Genomic DNA, 25,745 nt, shown 5'->3' on the forward strand with positions numbered 1-25,745 from the left:
GGCACCGGGACAGGATATTCGGCCTTCGGGATCGGTCAAACCGCATGCCGGTTCAAGAAACGCACTGCTACCACGCGAGGCGGGGCATGACGCCGCGCGGATGGGCGTGGCCGGTGAAGAGATCGGCGAGGGATTCGGTGTCTGGAATGGCGCCGTCGATGGATTTCAGCTCCTGCGCATGGATGCCGCCGGAGATGAAGAGGCTGTCGAAGCCGGCGTCGTTCGCGCCGGCGATGTCTGTGCGCAGCGCGTCGCCGATGCCGAGCACGCGGTTGCGCTCCACCGCCTCGCCGCGGATCACCTCGGCGCGCGCGAAGGCGGTGTCGTAGATGGGCCGGTAGGGCTTGCCGCACCAATAGGCCTTGCCGCCGATCTGCTCATAGGCCTGGGCAATGGCGCCGGCACAGAAGATGAGCTTGTCGCCGCGCTCCACCACGAGATCGGGATTGGCGCAGATGAACGGCAGCTCCCGCGCCTTCATGGCGGCGAGGGCATCGGCATAATCCTCCGGCGTCTCCACGTCGTCGTCGAGGAGGCCGGTGCAGACCACGAGGTCCGCGTCCTCAAGCGAGGCGAGGGTGAGGTCCAGCCCGTCGAACGTGCCCACGTCCCGTGCCGGGCCGAGGTGATAGACGCGGGCGCCGGGGCGCGCCTCAAGCATGTCGCGCGTCACGTCGCCGGAGGTGACGATGGCGTCATAGGCGGTGCGCGGCACGCCGAGGCCGTCGAGCATGCCCATGATGAAGCGGTTGGGCCGCGGCGCGTTGGAGACCAGCACCACGGTCGCGCCGCCGGCCCGCGCCTTCGTCAGCGCCTCGCAGGCGGCGGGAAAGGCCGCGACGCCATTGTGCAGCACGCCCCAGACATCGCAGAGGATCAGGTCGTAGTCGCCGGAGAATGCGGAGAGGCCCTCCACCAGCGGCGGGGCGTGCAGGGGGTGGCGGGTGCCGGTCTCGGCCATCGGTCTCTCCATTGTGCGGCGCACAGGTGCCATGGAAGGCCTTGAATCACAAGGCCGGGGCGCCCGGCGGGTCCGCGCTCTGCGCAGGTCGGCGGTGAAGCGCGGGCCGGATCAGGGATGCCCTTTGCCGGGGTGACCACCAGGATGGCCGCCCGGATGCCCGCCGTGCTGCCCACCATGACCCCCCATGCCATGGGGATGCCCGCCGCCTCCCCCATGGGGATTTCCGTGCGGATGGCCGCCGCCCTTTGGCGGCTCCTTCTGCGCCACCGGCGTGGTGGAGCGGGTCCGGGCCTCGATGCCGGGCAGCGCCTGCACCAGCGTGCGGAAGGCGTCGCCCCGCACCTCGAAATTGGGATACTGGTCGAAGCTGGCGCAGGCGGGGGAGAGCAGCACCACCGCTTCCGCGCGGCCGGAGGCCTCGGCATCCCGCGCGGCGGCTTCCACCGCCTTGTCGAGGGTGCCGACGATCTCGTGGGGCACCGCGTCCCCCAGCGTCGCGGCGAAGTCCTGCGCCGCCTCACCGATGAGATAGGCCTTGGCGACACGATCGAAGAACGGCGCGAGCGGTTCGATGCCGCCGGCCTTGGGCTTGCCGCCGGCAATCCAGAAGATGTCGGTGAAGCTGGTCAGCGCCCGCTCGGCGGCGTCCGCATTGGTCGCCTTGGAATCATTGACGAACAGCACCTTGCCCTTGTTGCCCACCTCTTCCATGCGGTGGGCGAGGCCGGGAAAGCGCTTCATCGCCACAGCGATCACCTCCGGCGCGACGCCGAGCGCCCGGCAGGTGGCATAGGCGGCGGCGGCGTTCTGGGCATTGTGGGTTCCCCGCAGGGAGCCGATGCCGCCGAGGGGCAGGCGGAAGACCTCGGCCCCGCCTTCGGACACCACCAGCGTCTCGCCCTCGCGCCAGATGCCGTCAGGCAGGGGACGCCTGACCGAGATGCGCACCACGTGCTTGCCGGCGCGCTCCGTGCGGTCGGCCATGGCGGCGGAGAAATCGTCGTCCACGCCGACCACGGCGGTGCCGGTCTGCTCGACGCCGGTGACGAGGCGTTCCTTCACCGCCGCGTAGTTCTCGATGGTGCCGTGGCGGTCGAGATGGTCCGGGGTGATGTTGAGCATCACGCCCACGGAGGGGTCGAGGCCGGGGGCAAGGTCGATCTGGTAGGAGGAGCACTCCACCACATGCACGCGGCCGGGCTTCGGCGGGGCGAGGGAGAGGATGGCGGTGCCGATATTGCCGCCCATCTGCACGTCGCGACCGGCGACGCGCAGGATGTGGGTGATGAGCGCCGTGGTCGTCGACTTCCCGTTGGTGCCGGTGATGGCGACGAACGGCGAACGGCGCGCGATGGCCTGTCGCTCGCGGCAGAACAGCTCGATGTCGCCGATGATCTCGACGCCCGCCGCCTGCGCGAGCTTCACCGACCAGTGCGGCTCGGGGTGGGTCAGCGGCACGCCGGGCGCCAGCACGAGGGCCTGGACGATGGTCCAGTCGATGTCGTGGAGGTCCTGAACGAGGATGCCGGCCTCGCCGGCCTTGCGGCGCGAGGCTTCTGAATCGTCATAGGCGACGACGGTGGCGCCGCCGGCCTTGAGCGCCTCTGCTGTGGCAAGGCCCGAGCCACCCAGCCCGAAAAGGGCGATGGTGGCATCCTTGAAGACGGTGACGGGGATCATGGCGGTAAAATCGTCCGTTGTGGCAATGCACTCCGGGCTTTCGTCTAGAGCATGATGCGGAAAAGTGCGAACCCCTTTCGTAGGCAGACGGCCGGCGGGGCGCGCCCTAAGGGAAATCCCCTGCTTGCCGTGGATGACATTCATACTATTGAATGTAGGAGACGGATACGCGGGACTGCCGCGCCAACCTTGGGAGAACGAGATGGTCGCAAACGTGGGTGGATTTGATCGCGTGCTGCGTTTCGTCGCCGGGATCGTGCTGATCCTGGTGCCGTTCGTGGCCCCCTCCGTGCCGGCGCTGGGCGGGCTCGGCAACTGGACCTGGCTGATCGGCGCCGTGGGCGTGGTGATGCTGCTCACCGCCGCCTTCCGCTTCTGCCCGGCCTATCCGCTGCTGGGCATCAATACGTGTGGGCGGGGGTGAGTTTGTTACGCTAGGGAATCTGCGGCACTTCGTCTGGTCCTGCCTATTCGAAGTATGGGGCGAAGTGAACAACTTCCGCGGGTGGTGTATGGATCGCCGCGTCTCAATCCGAAGGCGCGGCGACCGATGGCACAGGACACATTCATTCCCCGTAGTCACTTCAATCCGGTGAACGTTTTTCTGAACGAGGCCTGCAATCCGGACTTTGAAGCGCTCGTCGCCGACATCGCGAAGGTCGAGCCGATCAAAGTGGATTCCAGCCAGGATGGCTCTGCCGTCATCAGCTGGCGCGGCTGCACTTTCATCTTAAGCGTGGCCGCCGGTCCGATTGCGCGACACGTTTATCACGGAATTGCGTCGACCACCGTGTTCTGGCCCGAGGCCGTCACGGCTCTCGCTTCGCATAAGACCTTCCTGACCGTGGCGGCTTTTCTTCGTCCGGATCGCCTCGTGGAAGACCTCCTCACGCAGTCGGTCCTGATCCGCTGTCTCATGGAGCATCTGCCGGTCAGTGGAATTCTGCGAGGGCCCGCTCTCACCAGCCCCGAATGGTACAAGTTCCTCGTTGATCGCTTCCATCATAATGGCCGGCTTCCGATCCCCGCATGGATCAAGATCCAGTTGAGCTGGGACCAGCGCGGGACTGTTGCGTCGACCATCGGGATGCGAGATTTCGGTTTCATGGAAGTGGAGTGCAATCCATCACCGCTCGCGCCCGATCCTACGCTTGATGTAGTTCAGTATTTTATCGGATATGTATTAGATAATGGCCCCGTACTGTCTGACGGTGACACAATCGATTTTGCCGAAGACATGAATACCTATGACAGGGCCATACGTGTCCATCACGCGCCTTCCTTCCGAGAGGGGTGTGGGACTGTCTATCTGTTCGATTTCAATGGCGTCGACGGAGTAATGGATCGCCCATGACCTCCTCAGCAACGAAGATGCCGGAAGGTTGGGGGCTGCGTGCCCTTCTACTCATTGATGCTGAGCATTTAGATGTGGCGCGGGAGGTGATCCGCTCGGGCGATCCGAGCCTTGCAATGGTGTATGGGTCCGGTGACGATAAAAAGGCTGTCTTTACCGTCAACGATGTCGAGCATCGCGCCCGATTCGACGCTGAGCCAATGGACGAAGAAATGCTGCGTTGGTCTGTCAACACCAACGTACTCTGGCACGTCAAGGGTGCTCCCTATCCCCATCACACGGCGTGCGTCCTTGTCCGCCGCGATTTGGGAAAAGACAAGCTCTCAAATCTCCTCGCTTTTACGGAAGTCCTACACGCTCTCACGCGCAAAATTCCAACGCACGCAATTGCTTGGCTACCCTATACGGTGGTCAACATGGCGATGTTTGAGGAGGTTTATGATCTACTTTACAAGAATGGGACCTTTCCGATCTATGCGTGGACTAGATTTGCCTATTCCAGCCCAGGTGGACAGCTTATGGTTCGGACCTACGGGCTGGCGACTATTGGATTAATGGACGTCGAATTTCACACCGACGGCGATACAATCCGGATGGATGTTGGAACCGCGGCAATCCTCATTGCGCGCATGCTTGCAACTGGGAACGTCTTGCCCGACGGAGCGACACAAGAAGTCAATCTCGACGTGTTGCAGGCCTCGATAAAAATGAGCCACCGCCCGTCATGTCGGGAAGAGGGCGAAACGGTCTGCTTCTTGGAGATCTCGCGTTTCCCGGGTGGCCGTCCGCTGCCGGGGGTACACTGACCGGCGGCTTTTTGTTCGTCGATACCGCCCCTCACCGCAGCTTCAGCGTCGCCAATCCCGCCAGCGCGAGCACCACGGCGACGATCCAGAAGCGGATCACCACCTGCGGCTCGGTCCAGCCGAGCTGCTCGAAATGGTGGTGGATGGGCGCCATCTTGAACACGCGCTTTCCGGTGAGCTTGAACGAGGCCACCTGCACGATCACCGAGACGGCCTCCAGCACGAACAGGCCGCCCACCACGGCGAGGACGATCTCATGCTTGGTGGCCACCGCGACCGTGCCGAGGAGCCCACCCAACGCCAGCGAGCCGGTGTCGCCCATGAAGACCTGGGCGGGTGGGGCGTTGAACCACAGGAAGCCGAGGCCGGCCCCCATCACCGCGCCGCAGACCACCGCCAGCTCGCCGACGCCGGCGACGTAATGGATCTGCAGATAGTCGGCGAAGCGCACGTTGCCGGAGAGATAGGCGATGAGGCCGAAGGTGCCGGCCGCGATCATCACCGGAACGATGGCGAGGCCGTCGAGACCATCGGTGAGGTTCACCGCATTGCCGGCCGCGACGATGACGAACATGCCGAAGATGGCGAAGAAGACGCCGAGGTTGAGCAGCAGGTCCTTGAAGAAGGGGAAGGCTACCGAGGTGGAGAGGCCCGACTTGCCCATGGTCATGATGATGACCACGGCGACGCCGGAGATCACCGCCTCGATTGCGAGGCGCGTCTTGCCGGAGAGGCCGTTGTGGGTCTGCTTCGTCACCTTCAGGTAGTCGTCATAGAAGCCGATCATGCCGAAGCCGAGCATCACCAGCAGCACGGCCCAGATGTAGATATTGAAGAGGTTCGCCCACAGCAGCGTCGCCACCGCGATGCCGGCGAGGATCATCAGCCCGCCCATGGTGGGCGTGCCCTTCTTGGTGAGCAGATGCGACTGCGGCCCGTCGGTGCGGATGGGCTGGCCCTTGCCCTGCTTCAGCCGCAGCATGGAGATCATCGCCGGGCCGAACAGGAACACGAACAGCAGCGCCGTCATCACCGCGCCGCCGGTGCGGAAGGTGATGTAGCGGAAGACGTTGAAGGCCGTGAAGGACTGGTGGAGATCGGCAAGCCACTGGAGCATCTGAATTCTATCCTTCGAGCAGCGCATCCTCCCCGGCGCGGAAGCGCTCGGCGAGGCTCTTGACCAGCGGTCCCATGCGGCTGCCGTTGGAACCCTTGACCATCAACGTGTCACCGGCCCGGATGGCGGAGGCCACCATGGGCTCGAGGTGGGAGGCGTGGATCGCGTAGCCGCCCCGCCGCTCCGAGGGGAGGGCCTGCCAGAGCGCGTGCATGTGCGGCCCGCAGCAGAAGACCTGATCGATCTTCGCCGCGCGCACGGCCTCGGCCAATTCGGCATGGTGGGCGTCGCCGTCGTCGCCGAGCTCCAGCATGTCGCCCAGCACCGCGATGCGGCGGCCGCGCGGGCCGACGGGGGTGCGGCTGAGCACGTCGAGGGCGGCGCGCATGGAGGCGGGATTGGCGTTGTAGCTTTCATCCAGCAGCGTCGCCTGCCCGCCCTTTACCTGAAGGCGCAGCGCGACGCCGCGTCCGGCCGGCGCCTTCATGCGGGAGAGGGCGAGGCCGGCCAGAGCGAGGTCGGCGCCCACCAGCTTCGCCGCAGCGAGCACCGCCAGCATGTTCTGCACGATATGGCGCCCGGGCATACCGACCTTGAAGGTCACCGGCGTGCCCATCACGTCGGCGACGCCCACCGAGCAATAGGATTGCAGCGCCGCCTCCTTCAGCCGCACGTCGGCGCCGGCCGTCTCGCCGAAGGTGACGATGCGGGCGATGCCCTGCGCCTCGGCGGCCGCCTTGAGGCGGGGAAACAGCGGGTTGTCGAGATTCAGCACCACCGCACCGCCCGGCTCCACGCCCTGGAAGATCTCCGCCTTGGCGTCGGCGATCTCCTCGATGCCGGAGAAGTGCGCGATATGCACCGCCTCCACCGTGGTGATGATGGCCACCTGCGGGCGCACCAGCTGCACCAGTGGCGTGATCTCGCCGGGATGGTTCATGCCGATCTCGAACACGCCGTAGCGCGCCTCGCGCGGCAGCCGGGCGAGGGAGAGGGGCACGCCCCAGTGATTGTTGTAGGAGGCGGCGGAGGCGTGGGTCTCGCCGTCGGCGCCGAGGGCGATGCGCAGCGCCTCCTTGGTGGTGGTCTTGCCCACCGATCCCGTCACGGCAACGATACCGGCGTTGGAACGCGCGCGGCTGGCGCGGGCAAGGTCGGTCAAGGCGGCGAGCACGTCGTCCACCACGAGGAGGGGGGCGTCGGACGGGAACTGATCCGCCTTGTCGCGCGCCACCACGCAGGCGGAGGCGCCGGCCTCCAGCGCCTTGATCACATAGGCATGGCCGTCGCTGTTCTCACCGGCGATGGCGAAGAAGACGTCGCCGCGGGCGAGCGACCGGCTGTCGATGGAGATGCCGGTGGCATCGCGCGGCGCGCCGCGCACCTCCGCCCCCATGGCCGCCACCATCTCGGCGACGCTGTGGAGGATGCGGCCCTTCTGTTCTGCCGTACCCGCGTCCGCACTCATGCCGCGACCTCCTTGAGGGCGGCGAGGACTTCCGCCGCGTCCGAGAATGGATATGTCCGGTCGCCGATGATTTGGCCGGTTTCGTGACCCTTGCCGGCAACGAGCAGTGCATCCCCGGCTTCCAGCAGCGCGACGCCGGCCCGGATGGCCTCCGCCCGGTCGCCGATCTCCCGCACGTCGCCCCGGCCGGCGCCGCGCGCGCCTTCCAATACCTCCGCGCGAATCGCCGCCGGCTCTTCGCTGCGCGGGTTGTCGTCGGTGACGATCACCACGTCCGCCTTCATCGCGGCGATGGCGCCCATGATCGGACGCTTGCCCCGGTCGCGGTCGCCCCCGCAGCCGACCACCACCACCAGCCGGCCGGGGATGGCGGCGCGCAGCGTGTCGAGAACGGTCGCGAGCGCTTCCGGCTTGTGGGCATAGTCCACGAACACCGGCCGGCGCGAGTCATCGCCGATACGCTCCAGCCGGCCGGGAACGCCCGTGAGGTGGGCGAGGGCGGCGAAGGCCTCCGCCCGGTCCGCCCCGCAGGCGATGGCGAGGCCGGCCGCGAGCAGCGCATTGTCCAGCTGGAAGCGCCCCACCAGCGGCACCACTGCGCTGGAGCCGTCCGCGAACATCACTTTCTGTCCGGCGGGCGAACCCGTCGCGGCGGCGATGTCGATGCCGTCCGACCGGCCCTCGCCGATGGGCAGGAGCCTGAGCCCGCGGGTCTCAGCCCACGCGAGCGCGGTGGCGGCGAAGGGGGCGGAGGTGACGGCGACAGCGGCGGCGTCCTGCGGCATCACCTCGGTGAAGAGGCGGAGCTTGGCGCGGAAATAGGCGTCCATCGTCGGGTGATAGTCGAGATGGTCGCGGCCGAGATTGGTGAAGCCGCCAGCGGCGAGCCGAACCCCGTCGAGCCGTTTCTGGTCCAGGCCGTGGGAGGAGGCTTCGAGCGCCATGTGGGTGACGCCCTCGCCCGCGAGCGCGTCGAGGGTGGCGTGCAGCTCCACCGGGTCGGGCGTGGTGAGGCTGCCATAGGTGGCGCCGTCCGGCTTCACCAGGCCGATGGTGCCGAGATACGCCGCGCGATGGCCGAGCCGCTCCCAGATCTGCCGCAGGAAGAAGGCGACGGAGGTCTTGCCGGCGGTGCCGGTGACGGCGGCGATGGTCTGCGGCTGGCGCGGATAGACGCGTGCGGCGGCCAGCGACAGCGAGCGCCGGGCATCCAGCGTGAAGGCGAGGGCGACCTGCGGCGGCAATCTCGGGGCGGGGGCGGTCGGCTCCATCAGGACGGCGGCGGCGCCGCGCGCGATGGCGTCCGCGATGAAGCGCGTGCCGTCCGCATGGGTGCCGGGGATGGCGACGAACAGATCGCCGGGCGTGATGCGCCGGCTGTCGGAGGACAGGCCGGTGATGGGCTCCTGCGCGCCGTCCGGCGTCAGGATGCGGGCGTGGCCGTCCAGAATCTGTCCGAGGGGAAGGAGCTGTCCGAGGGAATGCATGGTCATCGGACCCCTTTCTGGCATTCGCCCGCCCCGGTTGTCACCCCGCGCGGGCTGCCGCTGCGGTGGCGGTAACGTGATCCCGCACCGGTGACGTTAATTGCGGTCGGCGACCTTGAGCGGCATGCGCAGCAGCTGCTCCGCGTCAGGCAGGTTCTGGCGCGGCGCGATGTTGAGCATGGGCGCGATGCGCTCGACGATCTTGCCCGCCGTGGGCGCGGCGTTCCATCCCGAGGTGGCGTAGCCGTAGGTCTCGGGCGTCGCCTTGGGCTCGTCCAGCATCACCAGAACGAGGTAGCGCGGCTTGTCCATGGGGAAGACCGCGGTGAAGGACGTGAGCAGCTTGTTCTTGGCGTAGCGCCCGTTCACCACCTTCTCGGCGGTGCCGGTCTTGCCGCCGACGAGGAAGCCGGGCACCTCGGCCTTCTTGGCTGAGCCCTTCTCGGCATTGAGGCGCATGACGTAGCGCATCTTGTCCGAGGTCTCGGGCTTGAGCACGCGCACCGCCACCTTCTGCGCTTCTTCCGGCGTGCGCTTGATGAAGGTGGGCGGAATGAGGAAGCCGCCGTTGACCATGGAATTCACCGCCATCACCGCCTGCAGCGGGGCGACGGAGAGGCCGTGGCCGAAGGCGATGGTGGCCGAGTTCAGCTCGCCCCAGCGCTTCGGCACGATGGGCTCGGAGCTTTCCGGCAGCTCGGTCTTGAGCCGGTCGAGCTGGCCCATCTTCTTCAGGAACGCCTTGTGCGCCTCCACGCCCAGGGAGAGCACCATCTTCGCCGTACCCACGTTGGACGAGACGAGGAAGATTTCCGGCACGGTGAGCACGCGGTTCTCGGCGTGGTAGTCGTGGATGGCGAACTTGCCGAAATGCAGCGCGCCGCGGGCATCGAAGCTCGAATTCAGGCCGATCTTGCCCGAATCCAGCGCCATGGCGAACGACAGCGCCTTGAAGGTCGAGCCCATCTCATAGACGCCGGTGGTGAGGCGGTTGAGATAGGCGTCGTCCTTGGGGTTGCCGGACATGTTGGGGTCGAAGTCCGGGATCGACACCATCGAGATGATCTCGCCGGTATTCACATCGGTGACCATCCCCATGGCGTGCAGCGCCTGGAACTTGGTCTTGGCCTTCACCAGTTCGTCGCGCACGGCGTGCTGCACGCGCACGTCCATGGAGAGCTGGACCGGCTCCTGCTGCCGGTCGGTGGCGAAGCCGGCGAGATGCAGCTCGGCGAGGCCCCGGCTGTCGATCCACTTCTCGATGCCGGAAATGCCCTGGTTGTCCACGTTCACGCCGCCCATCACGTGGGAAATGATGGGACCGTCGGGATAGATGCGGCGGTTTTCCTTGAGGAAGCCGATGCCGGGAATCCCGAGCCGGTGGATGGCGCGCATCTGCGCCGGCGTGATCTCGCGCTTCAGCCAGGCGAAGCCCTTGCCGGAATTCAGGCGCTTGCGCGCCTCCTCGACATCGAGGTCGGGCAGCACCTTGAGCAGGCCTTCCAGCGCCTCGTCGGGGTCGATGAGGCGGCGCGGCTCGGCGAACAGGGACGGGGACTTCACGTCGATGGCGACGATATCGCCGTTGCGGTCGATGATGTCCGGGCGGGCGGAGGCCACCGCATCCGAGCCGCGCCCGCGCCCGCCGCCGCCGTCCGCGGTCATGGCGAGGTGGGAGAGCTGAACCGCGATGGCCACGAACAGGCAGCAGAACGCGAACATCACCAGCTTGATGCGTCCGCGCGCCACGGTATCTGGATCGCCCCGGTCGAGCCCGAACAGCCCCCGCACCACATGGCGGACACCGCGCCAGGCGAGGTGTCCGAGATGCACCGCGAACGGCCATACCACGTTCCAGCTTGCGACGGCGGCCCGCGCGGAGCCGCGCGCGGTGGCGCGACCGGCGGCCTTGCTGCCGGCACCAAGGCGATCGAGCAGGACCGCGCAGGAGGCATCGGCGTCCCGCAGCGCGGGGCCGACGGCGGCGACGATGCCGGCCCACATGCGGGCGAGGCGGGCGGAGATGGAAGACAGATCAGCCATTTCGGACCTCGTCAGCGGAAACCGGCCAGGAATCCGGAGAGCTTTTCGAGGGGATTGGTCGGCTCCGGGGGCGGGGCCGGTGCGGCGGCGACCGGCGCCGGCTGCATGGGGGGCAGGGGCCGCGGCGCGGCTGGGGGCCGGGGCGTCGCCGACGCGCTCGGTACCGGCTTCGCCACCGGCGCGTTCGCCGGGCGCAGCGCCGATGTCGCAGGAACGGTGGCGCCGCCGGAGCTGGTGGGCGCGGTGGTGGAGGCTGGCGGCTTGGAGCTGGCCGAGGACGTGACGAGAGGTGCGTCCACCAGTGCCTCGATCATGCCGCCGATGCCGTCGCCGCCGGAGGCGGGCTTGGCGGGCAGATCGTCGAGGCTGGAAATCGAATCGACATCGAGCCGCTTCATGTCGAGATGCCGCTCGGCGAGGCCCTGGATATAGATGGGCGACGTGCGGCGGGCCCATTCCGCGCGCAGCAGCGCGATCGAATCGCGCTCCTTGCGGATCTGGGTGCGCAGGGTGGCGAGCCGCTCGGCCTCGGCGGTGGACGAGACCTTGAGCTGGTAGACCACCGCGGCGGTCACCAGAAGCGCGACGACCATCACGACATTGGCGACCCGAAACATCTCGACTAGCGTCTCCGCCCTGGGCGTTGCGGTGATGGAGGCGGAAGCAGCCCCATCAGGTCACCGCCCGGATGCGCCGGGGCGTCCGTGCGCTCGGCCGCGCGAAGTTTCGCGGACCTGGAGCGCGGGTTGCCTGCCACTTCGTCGGGACCGGGCTCTACCGCTCCCTTCGCCACGAGGCGGAAGGAGGGCTCCGGCCCTTCCGCTTGCGGCTGGTGGCGCGAGGCGGACGGTGCCTTTGACCGGTGTGACAGAAAAGTCTTAACGATCCTGTCCTCCAGCGAATGGAAGGTGACGACCACCAGCCGCCCGCCCGGCCTGAGCGCCCGCTCGGCGGCGGCCAGCGCCTCCACAAGCTCCGACAATTCCTCGTTCACGGCGATCCGCAGGGCCTGGAAGGTGCGGGTGGCCGGATGCATCTCGCCGGGCTTCGCCCACACCACGCGGGACACGATTTCCGCCAACTGAGACGTGCGGGTGATGGGCGCTTCCTCCCGCGCCTTCACGATGGCCTTGGCGATGGCGCGTGAATGCCGCTCTTCGCCGAAGGTCCAGATGATATGGGCGAGGCGCACTTCATCGAGCGTGGCGCAGAGGTCGGCGGCCGAGAGCCCGTCCGCGCCCATGCGCATGTCCAGAGGCCCGTCGCGGCGGAAGGAGAAGCCGCGCTCCGCCTCGTCGAGCTGCATGGAGGAGACGCCGATGTCCAGCACCACGCCGTCGAGCGGGGCGAAATCCTGCTCGGCGGCGATCTCGTCGAGCCGGGAGAAGCGGTCCTGCACGAGGAGGAGGCGCTTGCCGGAGGCTTCCACCAGCGTCTGCCCGGCGGCGATGGCCGTGGGGTCGCGGTCGATGGCGAGCACCTGGCAGTCGGCCGCGGCGAGGATGGCGGAGGTATAACCTCCCGCGCCGAAGGTGCCGTCCACATAATGGCCGGCGTCCTTCGGCGCGAGGTGCGCGAGAACCTCGCGGAGCATTACCGGCAGATGACGGGCCGGTCCGCCAGCGGCGTCGGCGGGGCCGACCCCGTGGCCCGTCGTCATGTCCGTTCGCCCCTCGGGTTCTCCGCTCGGGAGCCGATGGCCTGGCGCAGCTCGCGCACCCGTCGGGTGGCCTCCGCGAGATGTGCCTTCAGCCGCTCCGGTTCCCAGATCCGGAACTTGTGTCCTAGCCCGACGAACGCCACCTGGTCGGTGATCGCCGCATGGGCCTTCAATGTCTCCGTCAGCACCACCCGGCCCTCCGGGTCGATGCGCAGCGTCTCGCTGGTGCCATAGAGGGCGGCAGCCAGCTCCTCGCGCGCCTCGGAATAGGGCGGGTAGCTGCCGATCAGCGCGTCGATCTCGCCGACCAGACGGTTGCCGCCGGCATCCAGCGCCGGTTCCGCGAGGCTCGGATGGCAATAGAGGCCGTCCGCGCCGTCCTTCATCAGTACCGTCCGGTAGGGCGCGGGGATGGAGACCCGGCCCTTGGCGTCAAGGCGCATCGTGTAGGTGGACACGAAGCGGTCCATGGCGCCCGGGTGCCCTCGTGTTGCGGCGGGCGCCGCTCAAGGCCGCCCGCATGACGGCGACGGCCGTCCATCCTGTTCATGGGTGCTTATGGGTTATCATGGGCTGGCATGGGCCGTCAACGAAACGGCATGGGCAGAGCCGTCCCGAAACGGGACGGTCGCCCGGCTCAAGGGGAACATCGCGCGAACGAATCGTGCGCGAATCGGAGTGAGTCCCGTCTTCCCCTTCCGTTCCGTCGCGTTCCGCCCCTCCTGCGCGCGCCTTGCCCCTGCCCCCTTGCCCATGGCCATATGCGCCACCGGCCGCAGGGGGCCGGCCGAAGGGGCGCCCCATGATCGAGATCGGTCCCAACCTGTTCGTGCTGGTGCTGCTGGTGCTGGCCGTGGCGGTGGTCTTCTCCGGCGTGAAGACGGTGCCGCAGGGCTACCAGTACACGGTGGAGCGCTTCCGCCGGTACACCAAGACGCTGATGCCCGGCCTCAACCTCATCGTTCCGTTCATCGATCGCATCGGCAACCGCGTGAATGTGATGGAGCAGGTGATCGACGTTCCGAGCCAGGAGGTCATCACCAAGGACAATGCCACCGTGACGGTGGACGGCGTGGTGTTCTTCCAGGTCTTCGACGCCGCCCGCGCCTCCTATGAGGTCGCGCGGCTCGACACCGCCATCCTCGCGCTGACCATGACCAACATCCGCACGGTCATGGGCTCCATGGACCTCGACCAGCTTTTGTCCCACCGCGACGAGATCAACGTGCGCCTGCTGACGGTGGTGGATGCAGCGGCCTCGCCGTGGGGCATCAAGATGACCCGCATCGAGATCAAGGACATCGTGCCGCCCGCCGACCTCGTGAACGCCATGGGCCGCCAGATGAAGGCGGAACGCGAGAAGCGCGCCGTGATCCTCGAGGCCGAGGGCCAGCGCCAGTCGGAGATTCTCAAGGCGGAGGGCCAGAAGCAGGGCCAGATCCTGCAGGCCGAGGGCCGCCGCGAGGCCGCGTTCCGGGACGCCGAAGCCCGCGAGCGGCTCGCGCAGGCCGATGCCAAGGCCACGGAGATGCTGTCCGTCGCGGTGGCGAGCGGCGATCCGGCCGCGCTCAACTATTACATCGCCGAGAAATACGTGAAGGCGTTCGAGACCATGGGCGCGGCGCCCAACCAGAAGGTGGTGCTCATGCCCTATGAGGGCACGGCGCTGCTCTCCTCCCTCGCCGGCATCGGCGAGATCGCCAAGGGCGCTTTCGGGGCGGAGGGCGTATCCGCTCCGCGTCCGTCTGGCCGCCGGCCCACCGGCCCCGCGACCCTGCCGCCCCGGGAGGACTGAGCCGTGATGCTCCTCACCCAACTCGGCCCCTGGGCCTGGTTCGTCCTCGGCGGCGTGCTGCTGGTTGCGGAGATCGCGGCGCCGGGGGCGTTCCTGCTGTGGCTCGGGCTCGCTGCGCTGGTCACCGGCGCGATTGCCTTTGGGATTGCGCTCGCGTGGCAATTGGAAGTGCTGGTGTTCGCCGCGCTGGCGGTGGTCGCCGTCCTCATCGGCCGGCGCATCAGCCCGGCGCCGGGCAAGGCCTCCGACCGACCCTTTCTCAACCGGCGGGCAGAGGAATTCGTCGGCCGGGTGTTCACGCTCGATGCTCCCATCATGGGTGGCACCGGGCGGGTGCGCATCGGCGACACGGTGTGGCGCGTGGAAGGCCCCGATGTCGCCGCAGGGCGAGACGTGCGCGTGACCGGCGCCGACGGCGCGACGCTGAAGGTGGAGCCGGTGGAGGGCTGACGCCTCCCCACCGTTCGCCTCAGTTCAGCCCGCGCAGCAGACGTTCGAGATAGTCGAGCTCGATCTGCGGGCGCTCCGGCTGTTCCAGCCGGCGGCGCAGCTCTTCCAGCACGCGACGGGCGCGCTGGGCGTCCACCTCGTCCGGCACCTTCACGGTGAAATCGTCGCCATAGTCCTGGCTGCGCAGCGGGCGGCCGAGGGGGTCGGTGCGCTGGGCGCTCTCCTCGCCGGGACCTCCGGGACCCTGACCCTCCTGCTGGCCGCGCTGCGCCTCGGCCATGGCCTGCGCGCCCTGCCGGAGCGACTGGAGGGCGCGGCCCTCGGCATCAAGCGCGCCCTGGCCCTCGCCGCGCCCGAGGGCTTCCTCCGCCTCGCGCATGGCCTGCTCCGCCCGGCCCATGGCCTCGCCGGCCCGGCCCATGGCGTCGCCTTCACCGCCTTCGCCGTTCTGGCCTTGCTGCCCCTGACCCTGCTGGCCTTGTCCCTGTTGGCCTTGCCCCTGGCCCTCTTGCATCCGGCGCATCTGGTCGAGCATGCGGCCGAGGCGCTTGCGCAGCTCCTGCTGGCCCTGCTGCAACTCCGAGAAGCCGTTCTCGCCCGGCTGCTGGCCCTGTCCCTGTTGACCTTGCTGCCCCTGCTGGCCTTCCCGGTTCTGACGCCAGGTGCGGTCGCGCAGGCGCTGCTGCTCCTGGATCATCTTGCCGATTTCGCTCTGCTGCTGCTGGCCCTGCTGCTGGCGGCCGGCCTGCCGGCTGCCGGGGCGCATGTTCTCCATCATGGCCTGGAGCTGGTCGAGCAGTTCGCGGGCCGCGTCCTTGTTGCCGGAGCGGGCGAGATTCTCGATGCGGTCCAGCATCTTCTGCAGGTCCTGCGGGCGAACGATGCGGGCGTTGGGGTCGAGCGGGCGGGCGTCCGTGCCGCTGTCGCGGCGCGCCTCCTCGGCCAGCTGGCGCATCATCTTTTCCATGGCCGCGCGCAGATCCTGCGTGAGGCGCTTGATCTCCTCGTCGCTGGCGCCGCGCTCCAGCGCCTCGCGCAGCGCCTCCTGGGCGGCGCGCAGCTCGCGCTCGGCATCCGAGAGGGTGCCGTCCTCGATCAGGACCGCGACTTCCCAGAGATAGTCCACCAGCGATCGCAGATCGTCGTCGTTGCGGGCGTTCTTCGCCCGGGCGAGCGCCGTGCGCAGGCCGAGATATTCGCCGGCACCGGGGGTGAACTGCGCTGGCGCGATGGTGAGGCCTTCCAGCACCGTGACCAGCCGGCGCCGGTTGCTGGCGTCGAAGGCAAGGCGGCGGCGTTCGTCGATCAGCGCCTTGGCGACGGGCTTCGAGAAGGCGCGGGCGGGCAGGCGGACGGTCTTCGTCTCGCTCACGCCCTCGTTGCCGGCGTCGTCGCGTGCCTTGAGATGAACCTCCACGCGGGCACCGGCCCAGGGATGCGCCACGAGATCCTTGGAGGTCTGCGCCGCGCCGGTGCGCCCGCCGGCCGGCAGGGTCAGCTTGAACTCGGGCGGAGGCACCAGCGGCTGCGCCATCTTGCGCGGTGACGAACCGGGTCGCGGGAAGAGGGGGGGCTCGGGCGGCAAAGGCGCGAACAGCGCCTCGGCTTCCTTCACCCCGTAATCATCCTCCATCCGGTAGGCGAGCACCAGAGTGTTGCGCTGGCCGGGCTGCGGATCCTTGGCGAAGCTGATGGTTGGCTTCTGGTCGGCCAGCACCTTGAAGTGCCAGGAGAGGCGGCGCTGGTCGGGACCGAGGAAGCTGACATCGGAATCCTCGCGGATCACGTAGCGCTTCTCGCCGGCCGGCGCAGGTGCATCGCCCTCGGGCTTCATCTCGGTTATGCCGCCATCGAGCTTGAGGGCGGCCGTGTCGATGCCGGAGCCGCGCACCACCAGCGTGCTGCCTGCCGGCACCTGGAGGGCGGCGGCGTTCAGAGAGGTGGGGTCGTCCGAGCGCAGGCCCGGCAGCACCACGGGCGGGCGGCCGGTATAAGCGGGCGGATCGATCCAGGCATCCAGCCGGTAGGGCGGGGGCGGGACGATGGTCTTCCAGTCGAAGGCCGCGCCGATGCGCGACAGATGCTGCCCCGGTGCCATGAAGACCGTGGCCGCCAGCGCCAGAACCGCCAGCGCGCGGAAGGCGCGAGGATCGAGACGGGCGAGCCCGGGGGCGGGCGTGCCGGCCTTCAGCGTCCGCGCGGCGGCGAGCGCGCGGGAGAGGTGCGCGCGCCACAGCGCCGCGCCGACCGGATCGTCCGGGCGGGTGGCGAGGCTGTCGGAAATGGCGGTGGCGGGGCGGTGGGCGAGGGCGCTCCTGGCGTCCAGGCGGGCCACCGCCTCCTCCCGGCTGGGCCAGCGCAGGGCCAGCAGCGGGCGGGCGGCGAACAGGATGGCGAGCGCGAACAGGAGGACGCCGGCGATGCGCGCCCAGATCGGCGCCGAAAGCCAGACGCCGGCGAAGGAAACCGCGAGAAACAGCGCCAGCGGCACACCGGCGCGGGCCAAGGCGGGCCAGGCCCGTTCCCAGAACAGAGCGTAGCGAGCGCGGCCGATGGCGCGGTCAAGAAGCTCGCGCGCGTGGTCTTCCGGGGTGCGGTCCTCGGGCCTGCGCGGGAGCTTTCCGTCGCGAGATGCGCTCACACCCTCTCCCTTTCCTGTCCCGTCGCCGGCAGCTTAACACGCAGCAAGTCCCGAGCCAGATTGCCCTTGCGGAACCGTCTTCACAAATTGGTCACGCACCGTGACCTGTCTCGTGATCGGCCCGCGCGGGCCGGATGTGCCCGGCGACCTTGGCGAAGGCGACCTGATCGGCGGCGGCGCCCACGGCAACCGGATCGAGGCCGAGGAGGGAAAGCGTCTCGCACATATGCGGCGGCAAAGGGGCGCTCACGTCCACCGGCGGCGCGCCCGCCTTGAGCGGCACCACCACGCGGCGCGAATGCAGGTGCAGCTTCGGCCCGCCCGGCAGGCGCGAGGCGCCGCCATAGATCGCATCGCCAAGGATGGGCGTTCCGAGATGGGAGAGGTGGGCGCGCAGCTGGTGGGTGCGCCCCGTGACCGGCGACAGGGCGATCACGGCAAGATCGCCGGCCCGGTGCAGCACCTGGAAATCCGTGATGGCCTCCTGTGCACCGGGCGAGCCCTTGGGCACCGCCTGCATCCACCAGCCGCGATGCGGCGAGCGCTTGGCCAGGGGCTGGTCGATGCGGCCGGAGTCCGCCGCCGGGGCACCGAGGGTGACGGCGACATAAGTCTTCCCCACGGCCCCGCTGGCAAACAGCTTTCCGAGCTGCGCCAGCGCCTTGGTGTGGCGGCCGAGCACGAGACAGCCGGAGGTGTCCTTGTCCAGACGGTGGGCCAGCTCGGGTGCGCGGGGCAGGCCGAAGCGCAAAGCGTCGAGATGATCGGCCAGCGTCTCCCCACCCTTCGGCCCGGCGTGGACGGGCAGGCCGTAGGGCTTGTCGATGATGAGCATCAGCCCGTCGCGGTGGAGGAGGGGGAGATCCCGCCCGGTATCAGGAGCGGGCTGGGATGCCGTGGGCGCGGAGGGCGTCATGATGGAGGTCGGCGGAGCCTTGCGAGAAGCAGCAGAAGACCACGCGGGTCACGCTGCCGGGGCGACCAAGATGGTCGAGGACGGCGCCGACCGCCAGTGGGGCGGCGCGCTCCGGCGGGAATCCATAGATGCCCGTGGAGATGGCGGGGAAGGCGAGGGAGGCAAGGCCCGCTTCGTCCGCCAGCCGGAGGCTTTCCCGGTAGCAGGAAGCGAGCAGCGCATCCTCATCCGCGCCGCCGCCCCGCCAGACCGGACCGACGGTGTGGATCACATGGCGCGCCAGCAGCCGGAAGCCGGGGGTGAGCCGTGCCTCACCGGTGAGGCAACCGCCCAGCGTCCGGCAATGGGCGACGAGCTCCGGCCCGGCTGCCCGATGGATGGCGCCGTCCACGCCGCCGCCGCCGAGCAGGGAGGCGTTGGCAGCGTTCACGATGGCGTCAGTCGCAAGGCGGGTGATATCGGCGACGATCACCTCGCAGGCCGCGGGGCCGCGGGGTGTCGCGCCATCGGGGGCCATTGATCGGCTCATGGTCGAAGCTCCCTGGCGTCTCACAATCCTCACAATCGGTGGCGTAGCCATAAGGGGTCGGAAAACAAGAAGGAGATCCGCCCCATGGCCCATCCCCGCAAGACGGAACGCCGCCTTCTCACGGAATCGGAAGTGGAGCTGGTGGAAAAGTCCCGCCAGCCCGTGGTGACCGCCCTCGGCGACGGCGAGGTCAACGACCTCGTTGCCCAATTGCGCGAGCGCCGGGATCGCGCCCTCACCATCGCCAACAACCAGCGGCGCGCGTTGCGCGGCAAGGGCGGGCGTGGCGAGGTGACGTTCGACAAGGCCGATTCGGGCAACCGCCAGAAGGCCTCCGTGCTCACCGATGCTCTTACCCGCGCCCGCCGCGAGCAGACCCGCCGCCGCACCCAGGCGGCCCGGGTAGAGCTGGTGGAAAATGCCCACAAGGCGCTGGAGCTGAAGCGGGATTCCAAGCGCGCCAAGCGCCCCGCCAACCTGCCGCGCCCCAACACGGGGATGAATCCGAAGGAGCGCACGCGCCTTCAGCGCATCGGCTCCGCCTCCGGCGAGGCCGGGCGCGTCACCAAGTTCGTGGCGGTGGCGCAGGCCAAAAAGGATTCTCGCGGCTGATGAACCTGGCAGGTCCGCTCCGGCGGGCCTGCCTCAATCTGCCAGTTCCAGCCTGAGATCGAGCGTCGAGCGGCGGCCCAAATCGTCGAAATGCTCGGTGAGGAAGCTTTCTGCCGCTGCCCGGCCGAGGTCGCGCAGATGCTGGAGGAAGGACCATTCCGCGTTGAGCTTGGAGGTGGCGTCGAGCGCCGCCAATTGATGCTCGCCGCCGATGCGGTGCAGCCGCACCCTGCGGAAGGGAGAGCCGCCCAGGGTCCAGCGGCTGATGAGCCCCTGCTCGATCAGCTTCGCCGCATTGTCGATCGCCCTCAGCTGCGCAAGCAGCGAGGCGTTGAAGGTGATCTCGTTGATCCGGTTCTGGATTTCGCTGGCGGTGCGGGGCGTCGTGTCGCGCACCACCGGGTTGATCTGGACCAGCAGGATGTCGTCAGCGTCCGCCATCTCGTAGAGCGGGAAGAGCGGCGGGTTGCCCATGTAGCCGCCGTCCCAATAGGGCACGCCGTCGATCTCCACCGCCTGGAACAGGAAGGGCAGGCAGGCGGAGGCCATCACCGCGTCCGCCGTCATCTCCTCATGCCCGAAGATGCGGGCACGGCCGGTATGGACGTTGGTGGCGGAGATGAACACCTTCACCTGCGACGTGCGGATGGCCTCGAAGTCCACATGGGCCTCAAGAATCTCGCGCAGCGGATTGATGTTCAGCGGATTGAAGTCGTAGGGCGACAGGAAGCGCGAGGCCACCTCAAAGGCGAGATAGACGGGGTTGTTGGCCAGCGACCAGTTGCCCATGAGCCGGTCGAACGCCGACCGCTGGATGGGCGACATGCGCCCGTCCCGCGACACGTCCTTCCAGAACTGGGAGAGGGCGTGGCGCGCCTCCCCGGGGTCGCCCTTGGCGAGGCCGGCCGCAAGCACCACCGCGTTCATCGCGCCCGCGCTGGTGCCGGTGATGCCGGCGATGGCGATGCGCTCGTCCTGCAGCAGGCGATCCAGCACACCCCAGGTGAAGGCGCCGTGGGCGCCTCCCCCCTGGAGCGCGAGGCTAAGCGGCTTGACGCCGTCGCGCCGGGTCACGGCACCAGCCCCGGCGTCACTCCGCCACCCAGCCGCCGTCGATCTGCTGCATGGAGCCGGTGATGGACCGGGCGTTGTCGGAGCACAGGAACACCGCAAGCGCCGCCACTTCCTCCACCGTCACGAATTCCTTCGTGGGCTGGGCGGCGAGAAGCACGTTCTTCTTCACCTCTTCCTCGGTCATGCCGCGCGCCTTGGCGGTATCCGGGATCTGCTTCTCCACCAGGGGCGTCCAGACGTAGCCGGGGCAGATGGCGTTGCAGGTGATGCCGAAGGTCGCGGTCTCGAGCGCGGCGGTCTTGGTGAGGCCGGCGATGCCGTGCTTGGCCGAGACGTAGGCGGACTTGAAGGGCGAGGCCACCAGCGCATGGGCCGAGGCAGTGTTGATGATGCGGCCCCACTTCTTCGCCTTCATGCCGGGAATGGCCGCGCGCATGGCGAAGAAGGCCGCCGACAGGTTGATGGCGATGATCATGTTCCAGGTGTCGATCGGGAATTCCTCGATCGGCGCCACGTGCTGGATGCCGGCGTTGTTGACCAGGATGTCGCAGGCGCCGAGCTCGGTCTCGGCGAGCTTCACCATGCCTTCGATCTCGTCCGCCTTCAGCATGTTGGCCGCCGAATAGAGCGCCTTCACGCCGAAATCGCTCTCGATGGCGGCGCGCTCCTTCTCGATGGCGGCGGCGTCGCCGAGGCCGTTGATGACGACGTTCGCGCCTTCCTTGGCGAAGGCCCGCGCATAGGCGAGGCCGATTCCGCTGGTGGACCCGGTGACGACGGCGACCTTCCCCTTGAGCATGGCTTATCCCCGAAAAAGCGGCACGGCCCCTGTGGGACCGGCGGCACGGTGTAGCGGAACGGTGTGACGCTGCTGTCACGCGCAGGCATCCCCGAGGACGCCTGCCGACGGCAGATTGCAACGCCGTCCGGTGCGGTGCAATGCGGCGGGCCGGTCTTCCCCTTCCCTTCGTTCGCCCGACCCGTGGCGGAAACGGGGGACATCCACTAGATTTGCAGGGTGACCCGCACCGACGCCCATACCAAGGACCACGACCACGGCCAATGCGTGGCAGGCGCCATGTCGCGCGTGGAGGAGTGCTGCGCGCGCAAGGGCCTGCGCATGACGCCCCTGCGGCGCAACGTCATGAAGGCGCTGGCGGAGAGCCATGTGCCACTGGGCGCCTACGAGATCGTGCAGAAGCTGTCCGACGCCGGCGACCCGGCGCCGCCCATGTCGGTCTATCGGGTGCTGGATTTCCTTGTGGCGGAGGGGCTGGCCCACCGAATCGAGAGCCGCAACGCCTATCTCGCTTGCGCCCATACCCACGATGATACCGACGTTGTGGTCTTCCTCATCTGCGAGCACTGCGGCCTGACGCGGGAGGTGGGCTCCCATGCCATCGGCCGCGATCTCGCCTGGGCGGCGCGGGCTGCGGGATTTGAGCCGCGACAGCGTGTGCTGGAGGTGGCGGGCTCATGCGCCCATTGCCGCGAGGCGGCAGCCGCGCTCCCGCCGGTCACCCCCGAAACGGCCGGCGGTTGATTCTTTCCAGCCCCCGGCCTACTCGAAGCCCGACCGCATCCTCCGCTTGCCTCGCGGTCCACGCCTGCCCCGGCGCCGTACACCCACGGATCGCCCGTCGTTCGAGGACCTGACCCATGACCAGCGCCGACACCCTCTCCAGCGCCGCGCCCGTGGTTCCCGTCGATCTGCTTGAGGCCGGCCCGGCCCGGCGGCATGTGACTGTGGGCGTCCCGGTCGGCCGGGTGATGGTCGGCGGCGGGGCGCCGGTGGTGGTCCAGTCCATGACCAACACCGACACGGCCGACATCGCCGGTACAGTGCGGCAGGTGGCGGCGCTGGCCCGCGCCGGATCCGAGATCGTGCGCATCACCGTGGACCGCGACGAGGCGGCCGCCGCCGTCCCGCATATCCACGAGAAGCTGCTGGCGATGGGCATCGACGTGCCGCTGGTGGGCGATTTCCATTACATCGGCCACAAGCTGCTGGCCGATCACCCGGCCTGTGCGGAAGCGCTGGCGAAATACCGCATCAATCCCGGCAATGTCGGCTTCGGCGACAAGAAGGACCGGCAGTTCGCCGCCATCGTCGAGACCGCCATCCGGCACGACAAGCCGGTGCGCATCGGCGCCAACTGGGGCTCGCTGGACGGCGAATTGCTGACCCGCCTCATGGACGAGAACGCGGCCCTGCCGCAGCCCGCCGAGGCGCGGGCGGTCACCCGCGAGGCGCTGGTGCGCTCGGCGCTGCTGTCTGCGGCGCTGGCGGAGGAGATCGGCCTCGGCCGCAACCGCATCATCCTCTCCGCCAAGGTCTCGGCGGTGCAGGATCTGATCGCGGTCTATTCCGAGCTGGCGCGCCGCTCGGACTATGCCCTGCACCTCGGCCTTACCGAGGCGGGCATGGGATCGAAGGGCATCGTCGCCTCCACCGCCGCCATGGGCGTGGTGCTCCAGCAGGGCATCGGCGATACCATCCGCGTGTCGCTGACCCCCGAGCCCAACGGCGACCGCACCCGCGAGGTGCAGGTGGCGCAGGAAATCCTGCAGACCATGGGGCTGCGCACCTTCGTGCCGCTGGTGGCCGCCTGCCCCGGCTGCGGGCGCACCACCTCCACGGTGTTCCAGGAGCTGGCGCAGAGCGTGCAGGACATGATCCGCACCCGGATGCCGGTGTGGAAGGCGCAATATCCCGGCGTCGAGACGCTCAATGTGGCGGTCATGGGCTGCATCGTGAACGGGCCGGGCGAGAGCAAGCATGCCGATATCGGCATCTCGCTTCCCGGGACCGGCGAGACCCCCTCCGCCCCCGTCTTCATCGACGGAAAGAAGGCCGTGACCCTGCGCGGCGCCAACATCCAGGAGGAATTCCGCCAGTTGGTGGAAGCCTATGTGGAGAAGCGCTTCGGCATCGGCGGCGGGACGAGCGCGGTAGAGAGTGGCACCCCGGCCGACGCGGCGGAGTGATCGGGCCGCGCCCCGCGCGTTACAAAAATTTCATCCGGGAGGCCCTTTCCCGGCCACGGTGGCCTGCTCATATCCCCGCCATCTCTTACCGGAGGCGGAAATGACCCCCGAGGAACGTGCCCTGATCGACGGCCTGTTCGATCGCATGCGCAGTGTTGCCAGCCAGCCGCGCGATGCGGAGGCCGAGGCGCTCATCGCGCGCCGCGTCGCCGAGGCACCCCACGCGACCTATGCCCTTGCCCAGAGCGTGCTGGTGCAGGAGCACGCCTTGCAGCAGGCCTATGGTCACATCCAGGATCTGGAAGCCCAGCTCGCCGATGCCGAGGCCCGCGCGGCCGAGGCGCAGCAGCGCCAGTCGGGCTCCGGCGGTTTCCTCGGCGGCCTGTTCGGCGGCGGGCGCTCGTCCGTTCCGTCCGCTGGCGCGCGCGATGGCGGCCAGTATGCCAGCCAGCCCTCCGGTCAGGTCGCTGGTCAGGCTTGGGGCCAGCCCGCCGGCCAGCAGCCCGGTCAGCCCATGGGGCTTCCGACGGGCTACGGCCAGCAGGGATACGCCCAGCAGGGCGGGTATCCGCAGCAGGGTTATGGCCAGCAGGGCGGCTACTCCCAGCAAGGCGGGTACTCCCCGCAAGGCGGGCCTTGGGCCCAGCAGGCCGCGCCCCAGCGCAGCGGCGGCGGGTTCCTCCAGGGTGCGCTCGCCACGGCAGCGGGCGTCGCCGGTGGCGCGCTCCTCTATGACGGCATCAAGAACATGATGACCGGCGGTGGTGGCGCGGTGGCCCAGGCTGCTGCGGCGGAACTCGGCAAGCCGGAGACCCCCGGCACCGGCAACCTCGGACAGGATGCGCAGGCGGCGCTGGGCGGCCAGAATGCCGGCACCGACAATTTCTGGAACGGCGCCAGCCAGCAGGACGCCGGCGAGACCGAGGCCGGCCCGGAAGACACCGGCTATGACGACATCGGCGATGAGGCCGGCTGGGACGACGGCGGCGACGACAGCAACTGGGCCTGACATCCCCCGACAGACCGATCAATGACGACGGCGGCGCTCTGCGTCGCCGTTTTCGTTTGCCGGGCAGGGTTCGTCATGGACTCGCAGGCGCCGATGGGGCTATCCGGATCGGGCGCGCGGGCCGGCCTCCAAGCCTTCCCGCGGCCCACGAAAAGACCGGAAGCCACAAGGACCTCGGCATGACGCCCTTCGGACGCCGGGTGCGCGACCTGCGCGCCGAGCGCGGCGTGACCCTCACGGAAATGGCGCGGGCCATCGGCGTCACGCCCACCTATCTCTCGGCGCTGGAGACCGGCAAGCGCGGCAAGCCGACCTGGGCGCTGACCCAGCGCATCATCGCCTATTTCAATGTGATCTGGGACGAGGCGGAGGATCTCCAGCGCCTCGCCGAACTGTCGCAGCCGCGAGTGGTGGTGGACACCGCCGATCTGTCGCCGCAGGCGACCGAGCTTGCCAACCTGCTCGCCCGCGAGATCGGCCACCTGCCGCAGGAGGCGGTGGCCGAGCTGCTGGGGCGGCTCAAGATCCTGCGCCGCCGCGGCTAGAGCGCAATTCGGGCGGATTGAATCAATCCGCCCGGCAAAGCGCCCTCTCACTCTCGGCGGGCGAGACTGCCGCCTAGGGCTTGAGGCAGACCGCCACCACCTGCTTCACCGGATGCAGACATTCCACCTCGGTCTTGTCGCCGCGCGCCGAGAACACCGCGATGTGCTGCAGGCCGCGATCGGTGTTCACGCAATAGCCGCCGATCACGCTTTCGCCGGTCTCGCACGAGGCAAGGCAGCCGGCCTCCGGGCAGGCCGCGGCGCGCAGCGTGATGTTGGCCGCGCCCGCCGCACCGGCGGCTCCGGCCGGGCCGGCCGGACCCTGGGCGCCCTGCGGACCGGCCGGGCCAGCGGGACCGGCGGGGCCTGCCGCACCCGCAGGACCAGCGGGACCGGCGACACCGGCCGGACCTTGCGCGCCTGCCGCACCCGCGGGGCCGGCCGGGCCGGGCTTGCCCTCGAAACAGGCGGCAAGGCTCAGCGCCAGGGCGAGACCGATTGCGGCTTTCATCATTCTCATATGCGCGACCCCCATGGACCTTCTGATTGGTGCGCCATGGTGGCGCCTTACCTTGCGGGATGCAAGCGGCCAGAGCGTCGGCGCGGC

25 protein-coding genes are annotated in these 25,745 nt (G+C 68.8%); 10 read left to right on the forward strand and 15 right to left on the reverse strand.

What is annotated here, in order from left to right; translation table 11 throughout:
- Positions 1-67: 67 nt before the first annotated feature.
- Together J2126_RS11625 and murD are read right to left on the reverse strand one after the other, a co-directional pair.
- A complete protein-coding gene (locus J2126_RS11625) occupies positions 68-961 on the reverse strand; it encodes a TIGR01459 family HAD-type hydrolase (protein ID WP_209487024.1) in 894 nt (297 codons plus the stop codon).
- A 111-nt stretch (positions 962-1,072) separates the two neighbouring features.
- Entirely contained in the window at positions 1,073-2,644 is a 1,572-nt protein-coding gene (murD, locus tag J2126_RS11630; RefSeq protein WP_209487026.1) for a UDP-N-acetylmuramoyl-L-alanine--D-glutamate ligase, read from the reverse strand.
- A gap of 202 nt (positions 2,645-2,846) precedes the next feature.
- Between murD and J2126_RS11635 the strand changes: the two genes are divergently transcribed.
- From J2126_RS11635 to J2126_RS11645, 3 genes are all read left to right on the forward strand, one after another.
- Complete coding sequence (locus J2126_RS11635) at positions 2,847-3,068, forward strand: YgaP family membrane protein (protein ID WP_209487028.1); 222 nt, start codon at positions 2,847-2,849, stop codon at positions 3,066-3,068.
- Positions 3,069-3,194: 126 nt separating this feature from the next.
- Positions 3,195-3,998 carry a DUF4261 domain-containing protein gene (locus tag J2126_RS11640; protein ID WP_209487030.1) on the forward strand — a complete coding sequence of 268 codons (804 nt, stop codon included), beginning with the start codon at positions 3,195-3,197 and terminating at the stop codon, positions 3,996-3,998.
- A complete protein-coding gene (locus tag J2126_RS11645; RefSeq protein ID WP_209487031.1) occupies positions 3,995-4,804 on the forward strand; it encodes a hypothetical protein in 810 nt (269 codons plus the stop codon). Before J2126_RS11640 ends, J2126_RS11645 begins: the two co-directional genes overlap by 4 nt.
- A gap of 31 nt (positions 4,805-4,835) precedes the next feature.
- Here J2126_RS11645 and mraY read toward each other — a convergent pair whose 3' ends face one another.
- The 7 genes from mraY to J2126_RS11680 all read right to left on the reverse strand — a co-directional run bounded on the left by mraY (position 4,836) and on the right by J2126_RS11680 (position 13,049).
- The gene (gene mraY / locus J2126_RS11650) at positions 4,836-5,921 is read right to left on the reverse strand and encodes a phospho-N-acetylmuramoyl-pentapeptide-transferase (RefSeq protein WP_209487033.1); all 1,086 of its coding nucleotides are present in this window, start codon (positions 5,919-5,921) and stop codon (positions 4,836-4,838) included.
- A 7-nt stretch (positions 5,922-5,928) separates the two neighbouring features.
- Positions 5,929-7,389: a UDP-N-acetylmuramoylalanyl-D-glutamyl-2,6-diaminopimelate--D-alanyl-D-alanine ligase gene (locus J2126_RS11655; RefSeq protein WP_209487035.1), complete on the reverse strand. Its 1,461-nt coding sequence runs from the start codon at positions 7,387-7,389 to the stop codon at positions 5,929-5,931.
- A complete protein-coding gene (locus tag J2126_RS11660; protein ID WP_245327281.1) occupies positions 7,386-8,882 on the reverse strand; it encodes a UDP-N-acetylmuramoyl-L-alanyl-D-glutamate--2,6-diaminopimelate ligase in 1,497 nt (498 codons plus the stop codon). Before J2126_RS11660 ends, J2126_RS11655 begins: the two co-directional genes overlap by 4 nt.
- A gap of 90 nt (positions 8,883-8,972) precedes the next feature.
- Positions 8,973-10,919 carry a peptidoglycan D,D-transpeptidase FtsI family protein gene (locus J2126_RS11665; RefSeq protein ID WP_245327282.1) on the reverse strand — a complete coding sequence of 649 codons (1,947 nt, stop codon included), beginning with the start codon at positions 10,917-10,919 and terminating at the stop codon, positions 8,973-8,975.
- A gap of 11 nt (positions 10,920-10,930) precedes the next feature.
- The gene (gene ftsL, locus J2126_RS25615) at positions 10,931-11,536 is read right to left on the reverse strand and encodes a cell division protein FtsL (protein ID WP_209487037.1); all 606 of its coding nucleotides are present in this window, start codon (positions 11,534-11,536) and stop codon (positions 10,931-10,933) included.
- A 5-nt stretch (positions 11,537-11,541) separates the two neighbouring features.
- On the reverse strand, positions 11,542-12,579 hold the full coding sequence (gene rsmH / locus J2126_RS11675; RefSeq protein ID WP_209487039.1) for a 16S rRNA (cytosine(1402)-N(4))-methyltransferase RsmH: 1,038 nt from the start codon (positions 12,577-12,579) through the stop codon (positions 11,542-11,544).
- Positions 12,576-13,049 carry a division/cell wall cluster transcriptional repressor MraZ gene (locus J2126_RS11680; protein ID WP_209487041.1) on the reverse strand — a complete coding sequence of 158 codons (474 nt, stop codon included), beginning with the start codon at positions 13,047-13,049 and terminating at the stop codon, positions 12,576-12,578. The genes rsmH and J2126_RS11680 overlap by 4 nt, the downstream gene beginning before the upstream one ends.
- 332 nt (positions 13,050-13,381) lie before the next feature.
- On the opposite strand from J2126_RS11680, the gene J2126_RS11685 reads away from it, so the two are divergent.
- Together J2126_RS11685 and J2126_RS11690 are read left to right on the forward strand one after the other, a co-directional pair.
- A complete protein-coding gene (locus J2126_RS11685) occupies positions 13,382-14,374 on the forward strand; it encodes an SPFH domain-containing protein (protein ID WP_209487047.1) in 993 nt (330 codons plus the stop codon).
- A 6-nt stretch (positions 14,375-14,380) separates the two neighbouring features.
- Entirely contained in the window at positions 14,381-14,824 is a 444-nt protein-coding gene (locus J2126_RS11690; RefSeq protein ID WP_209487049.1) for an NfeD family protein, read from the forward strand.
- A 19-nt stretch (positions 14,825-14,843) separates the two neighbouring features.
- On the opposite strand, the gene J2126_RS11695 is transcribed toward J2126_RS11690, so the two are convergent.
- The 3 genes from J2126_RS11695 to J2126_RS11705 all read right to left on the reverse strand — a co-directional run bounded on the left by J2126_RS11695 (position 14,844) and on the right by J2126_RS11705 (position 18,910).
- A complete protein-coding gene (locus J2126_RS11695) occupies positions 14,844-17,465 on the reverse strand; it encodes a TIGR02302 family protein (RefSeq protein WP_209487051.1) in 2,622 nt (873 codons plus the stop codon).
- 91 nt (positions 17,466-17,556) lie between these two features.
- Entirely contained in the window at positions 17,557-18,381 is an 825-nt protein-coding gene (locus tag J2126_RS11700) for an RluA family pseudouridine synthase (RefSeq protein ID WP_209487053.1), read from the reverse strand.
- Positions 18,341-18,910 (reverse strand): O-acetyl-ADP-ribose deacetylase, encoded by a 570-nt coding sequence (locus tag J2126_RS11705; RefSeq protein WP_245327283.1) that lies wholly within the window; start codon positions 18,908-18,910, stop codon positions 18,341-18,343. The genes J2126_RS11700 and J2126_RS11705 overlap by 41 nt, the downstream gene beginning before the upstream one ends.
- An 84-nt stretch (positions 18,911-18,994) precedes the next feature.
- On the opposite strand from J2126_RS11705, the gene J2126_RS11710 reads away from it, so the two are divergent.
- The gene (locus J2126_RS11710; protein ID WP_209487055.1) at positions 18,995-19,522 is read left to right on the forward strand and encodes a hypothetical protein; all 528 of its coding nucleotides are present in this window, start codon (positions 18,995-18,997) and stop codon (positions 19,520-19,522) included.
- Positions 19,523-19,555: 33 nt separating this feature from the next.
- On the opposite strand, the gene J2126_RS11715 is transcribed toward J2126_RS11710, so the two are convergent.
- Positions 19,556-20,596 (reverse strand): patatin-like phospholipase family protein, encoded by a 1,041-nt coding sequence (locus J2126_RS11715; protein WP_209487057.1) that lies wholly within the window; start codon positions 20,594-20,596, stop codon positions 19,556-19,558.
- 16 nt (positions 20,597-20,612) lie between these two features.
- Entirely contained in the window at positions 20,613-21,395 is a 783-nt protein-coding gene (locus J2126_RS11720) for a 3-hydroxybutyrate dehydrogenase (protein WP_209487063.1), read from the reverse strand.
- 279 nt (positions 21,396-21,674) lie between these two features.
- On the opposite strand from J2126_RS11720, the gene J2126_RS11725 reads away from it, so the two are divergent.
- From J2126_RS11725 to J2126_RS11740, 4 genes are all read left to right on the forward strand, one after another.
- Positions 21,675-22,139 (forward strand): Fur family transcriptional regulator, encoded by a 465-nt coding sequence (locus J2126_RS11725; protein WP_209490089.1) that lies wholly within the window; start codon positions 21,675-21,677, stop codon positions 22,137-22,139.
- Positions 22,140-22,255: 116 nt separating this feature from the next.
- Complete coding sequence (gene ispG, locus J2126_RS11730) at positions 22,256-23,584, forward strand: flavodoxin-dependent (E)-4-hydroxy-3-methylbut-2-enyl-diphosphate synthase (RefSeq protein WP_245327285.1); 1,329 nt, start codon at positions 22,256-22,258, stop codon at positions 23,582-23,584.
- A 100-nt stretch (positions 23,585-23,684) separates the two neighbouring features.
- Positions 23,685-24,593 carry a DUF2076 domain-containing protein gene (locus J2126_RS11735; RefSeq protein ID WP_209487065.1) on the forward strand — a complete coding sequence of 303 codons (909 nt, stop codon included), beginning with the start codon at positions 23,685-23,687 and terminating at the stop codon, positions 24,591-24,593.
- Positions 24,594-24,772: 179 nt separating this feature from the next.
- A complete protein-coding gene (locus tag J2126_RS11740; protein WP_209487067.1) occupies positions 24,773-25,138 on the forward strand; it encodes a helix-turn-helix domain-containing protein in 366 nt (121 codons plus the stop codon).
- 73 nt (positions 25,139-25,211) lie between these two features.
- On the opposite strand, the gene J2126_RS11745 is transcribed toward J2126_RS11740, so the two are convergent.
- Positions 25,212-25,652 (reverse strand): hypothetical protein, encoded by a 441-nt coding sequence (locus J2126_RS11745; RefSeq protein ID WP_245327286.1) that lies wholly within the window; start codon positions 25,650-25,652, stop codon positions 25,212-25,214.
- Between the last annotated feature and the right edge of the window lie 93 nt (positions 25,653-25,745).

This window comes from Xanthobacter flavus (assembly GCF_017875275.1).
Lineage (GTDB): Bacteria > Pseudomonadota > Alphaproteobacteria > Rhizobiales > Xanthobacteraceae > Xanthobacter > Xanthobacter flavus_A.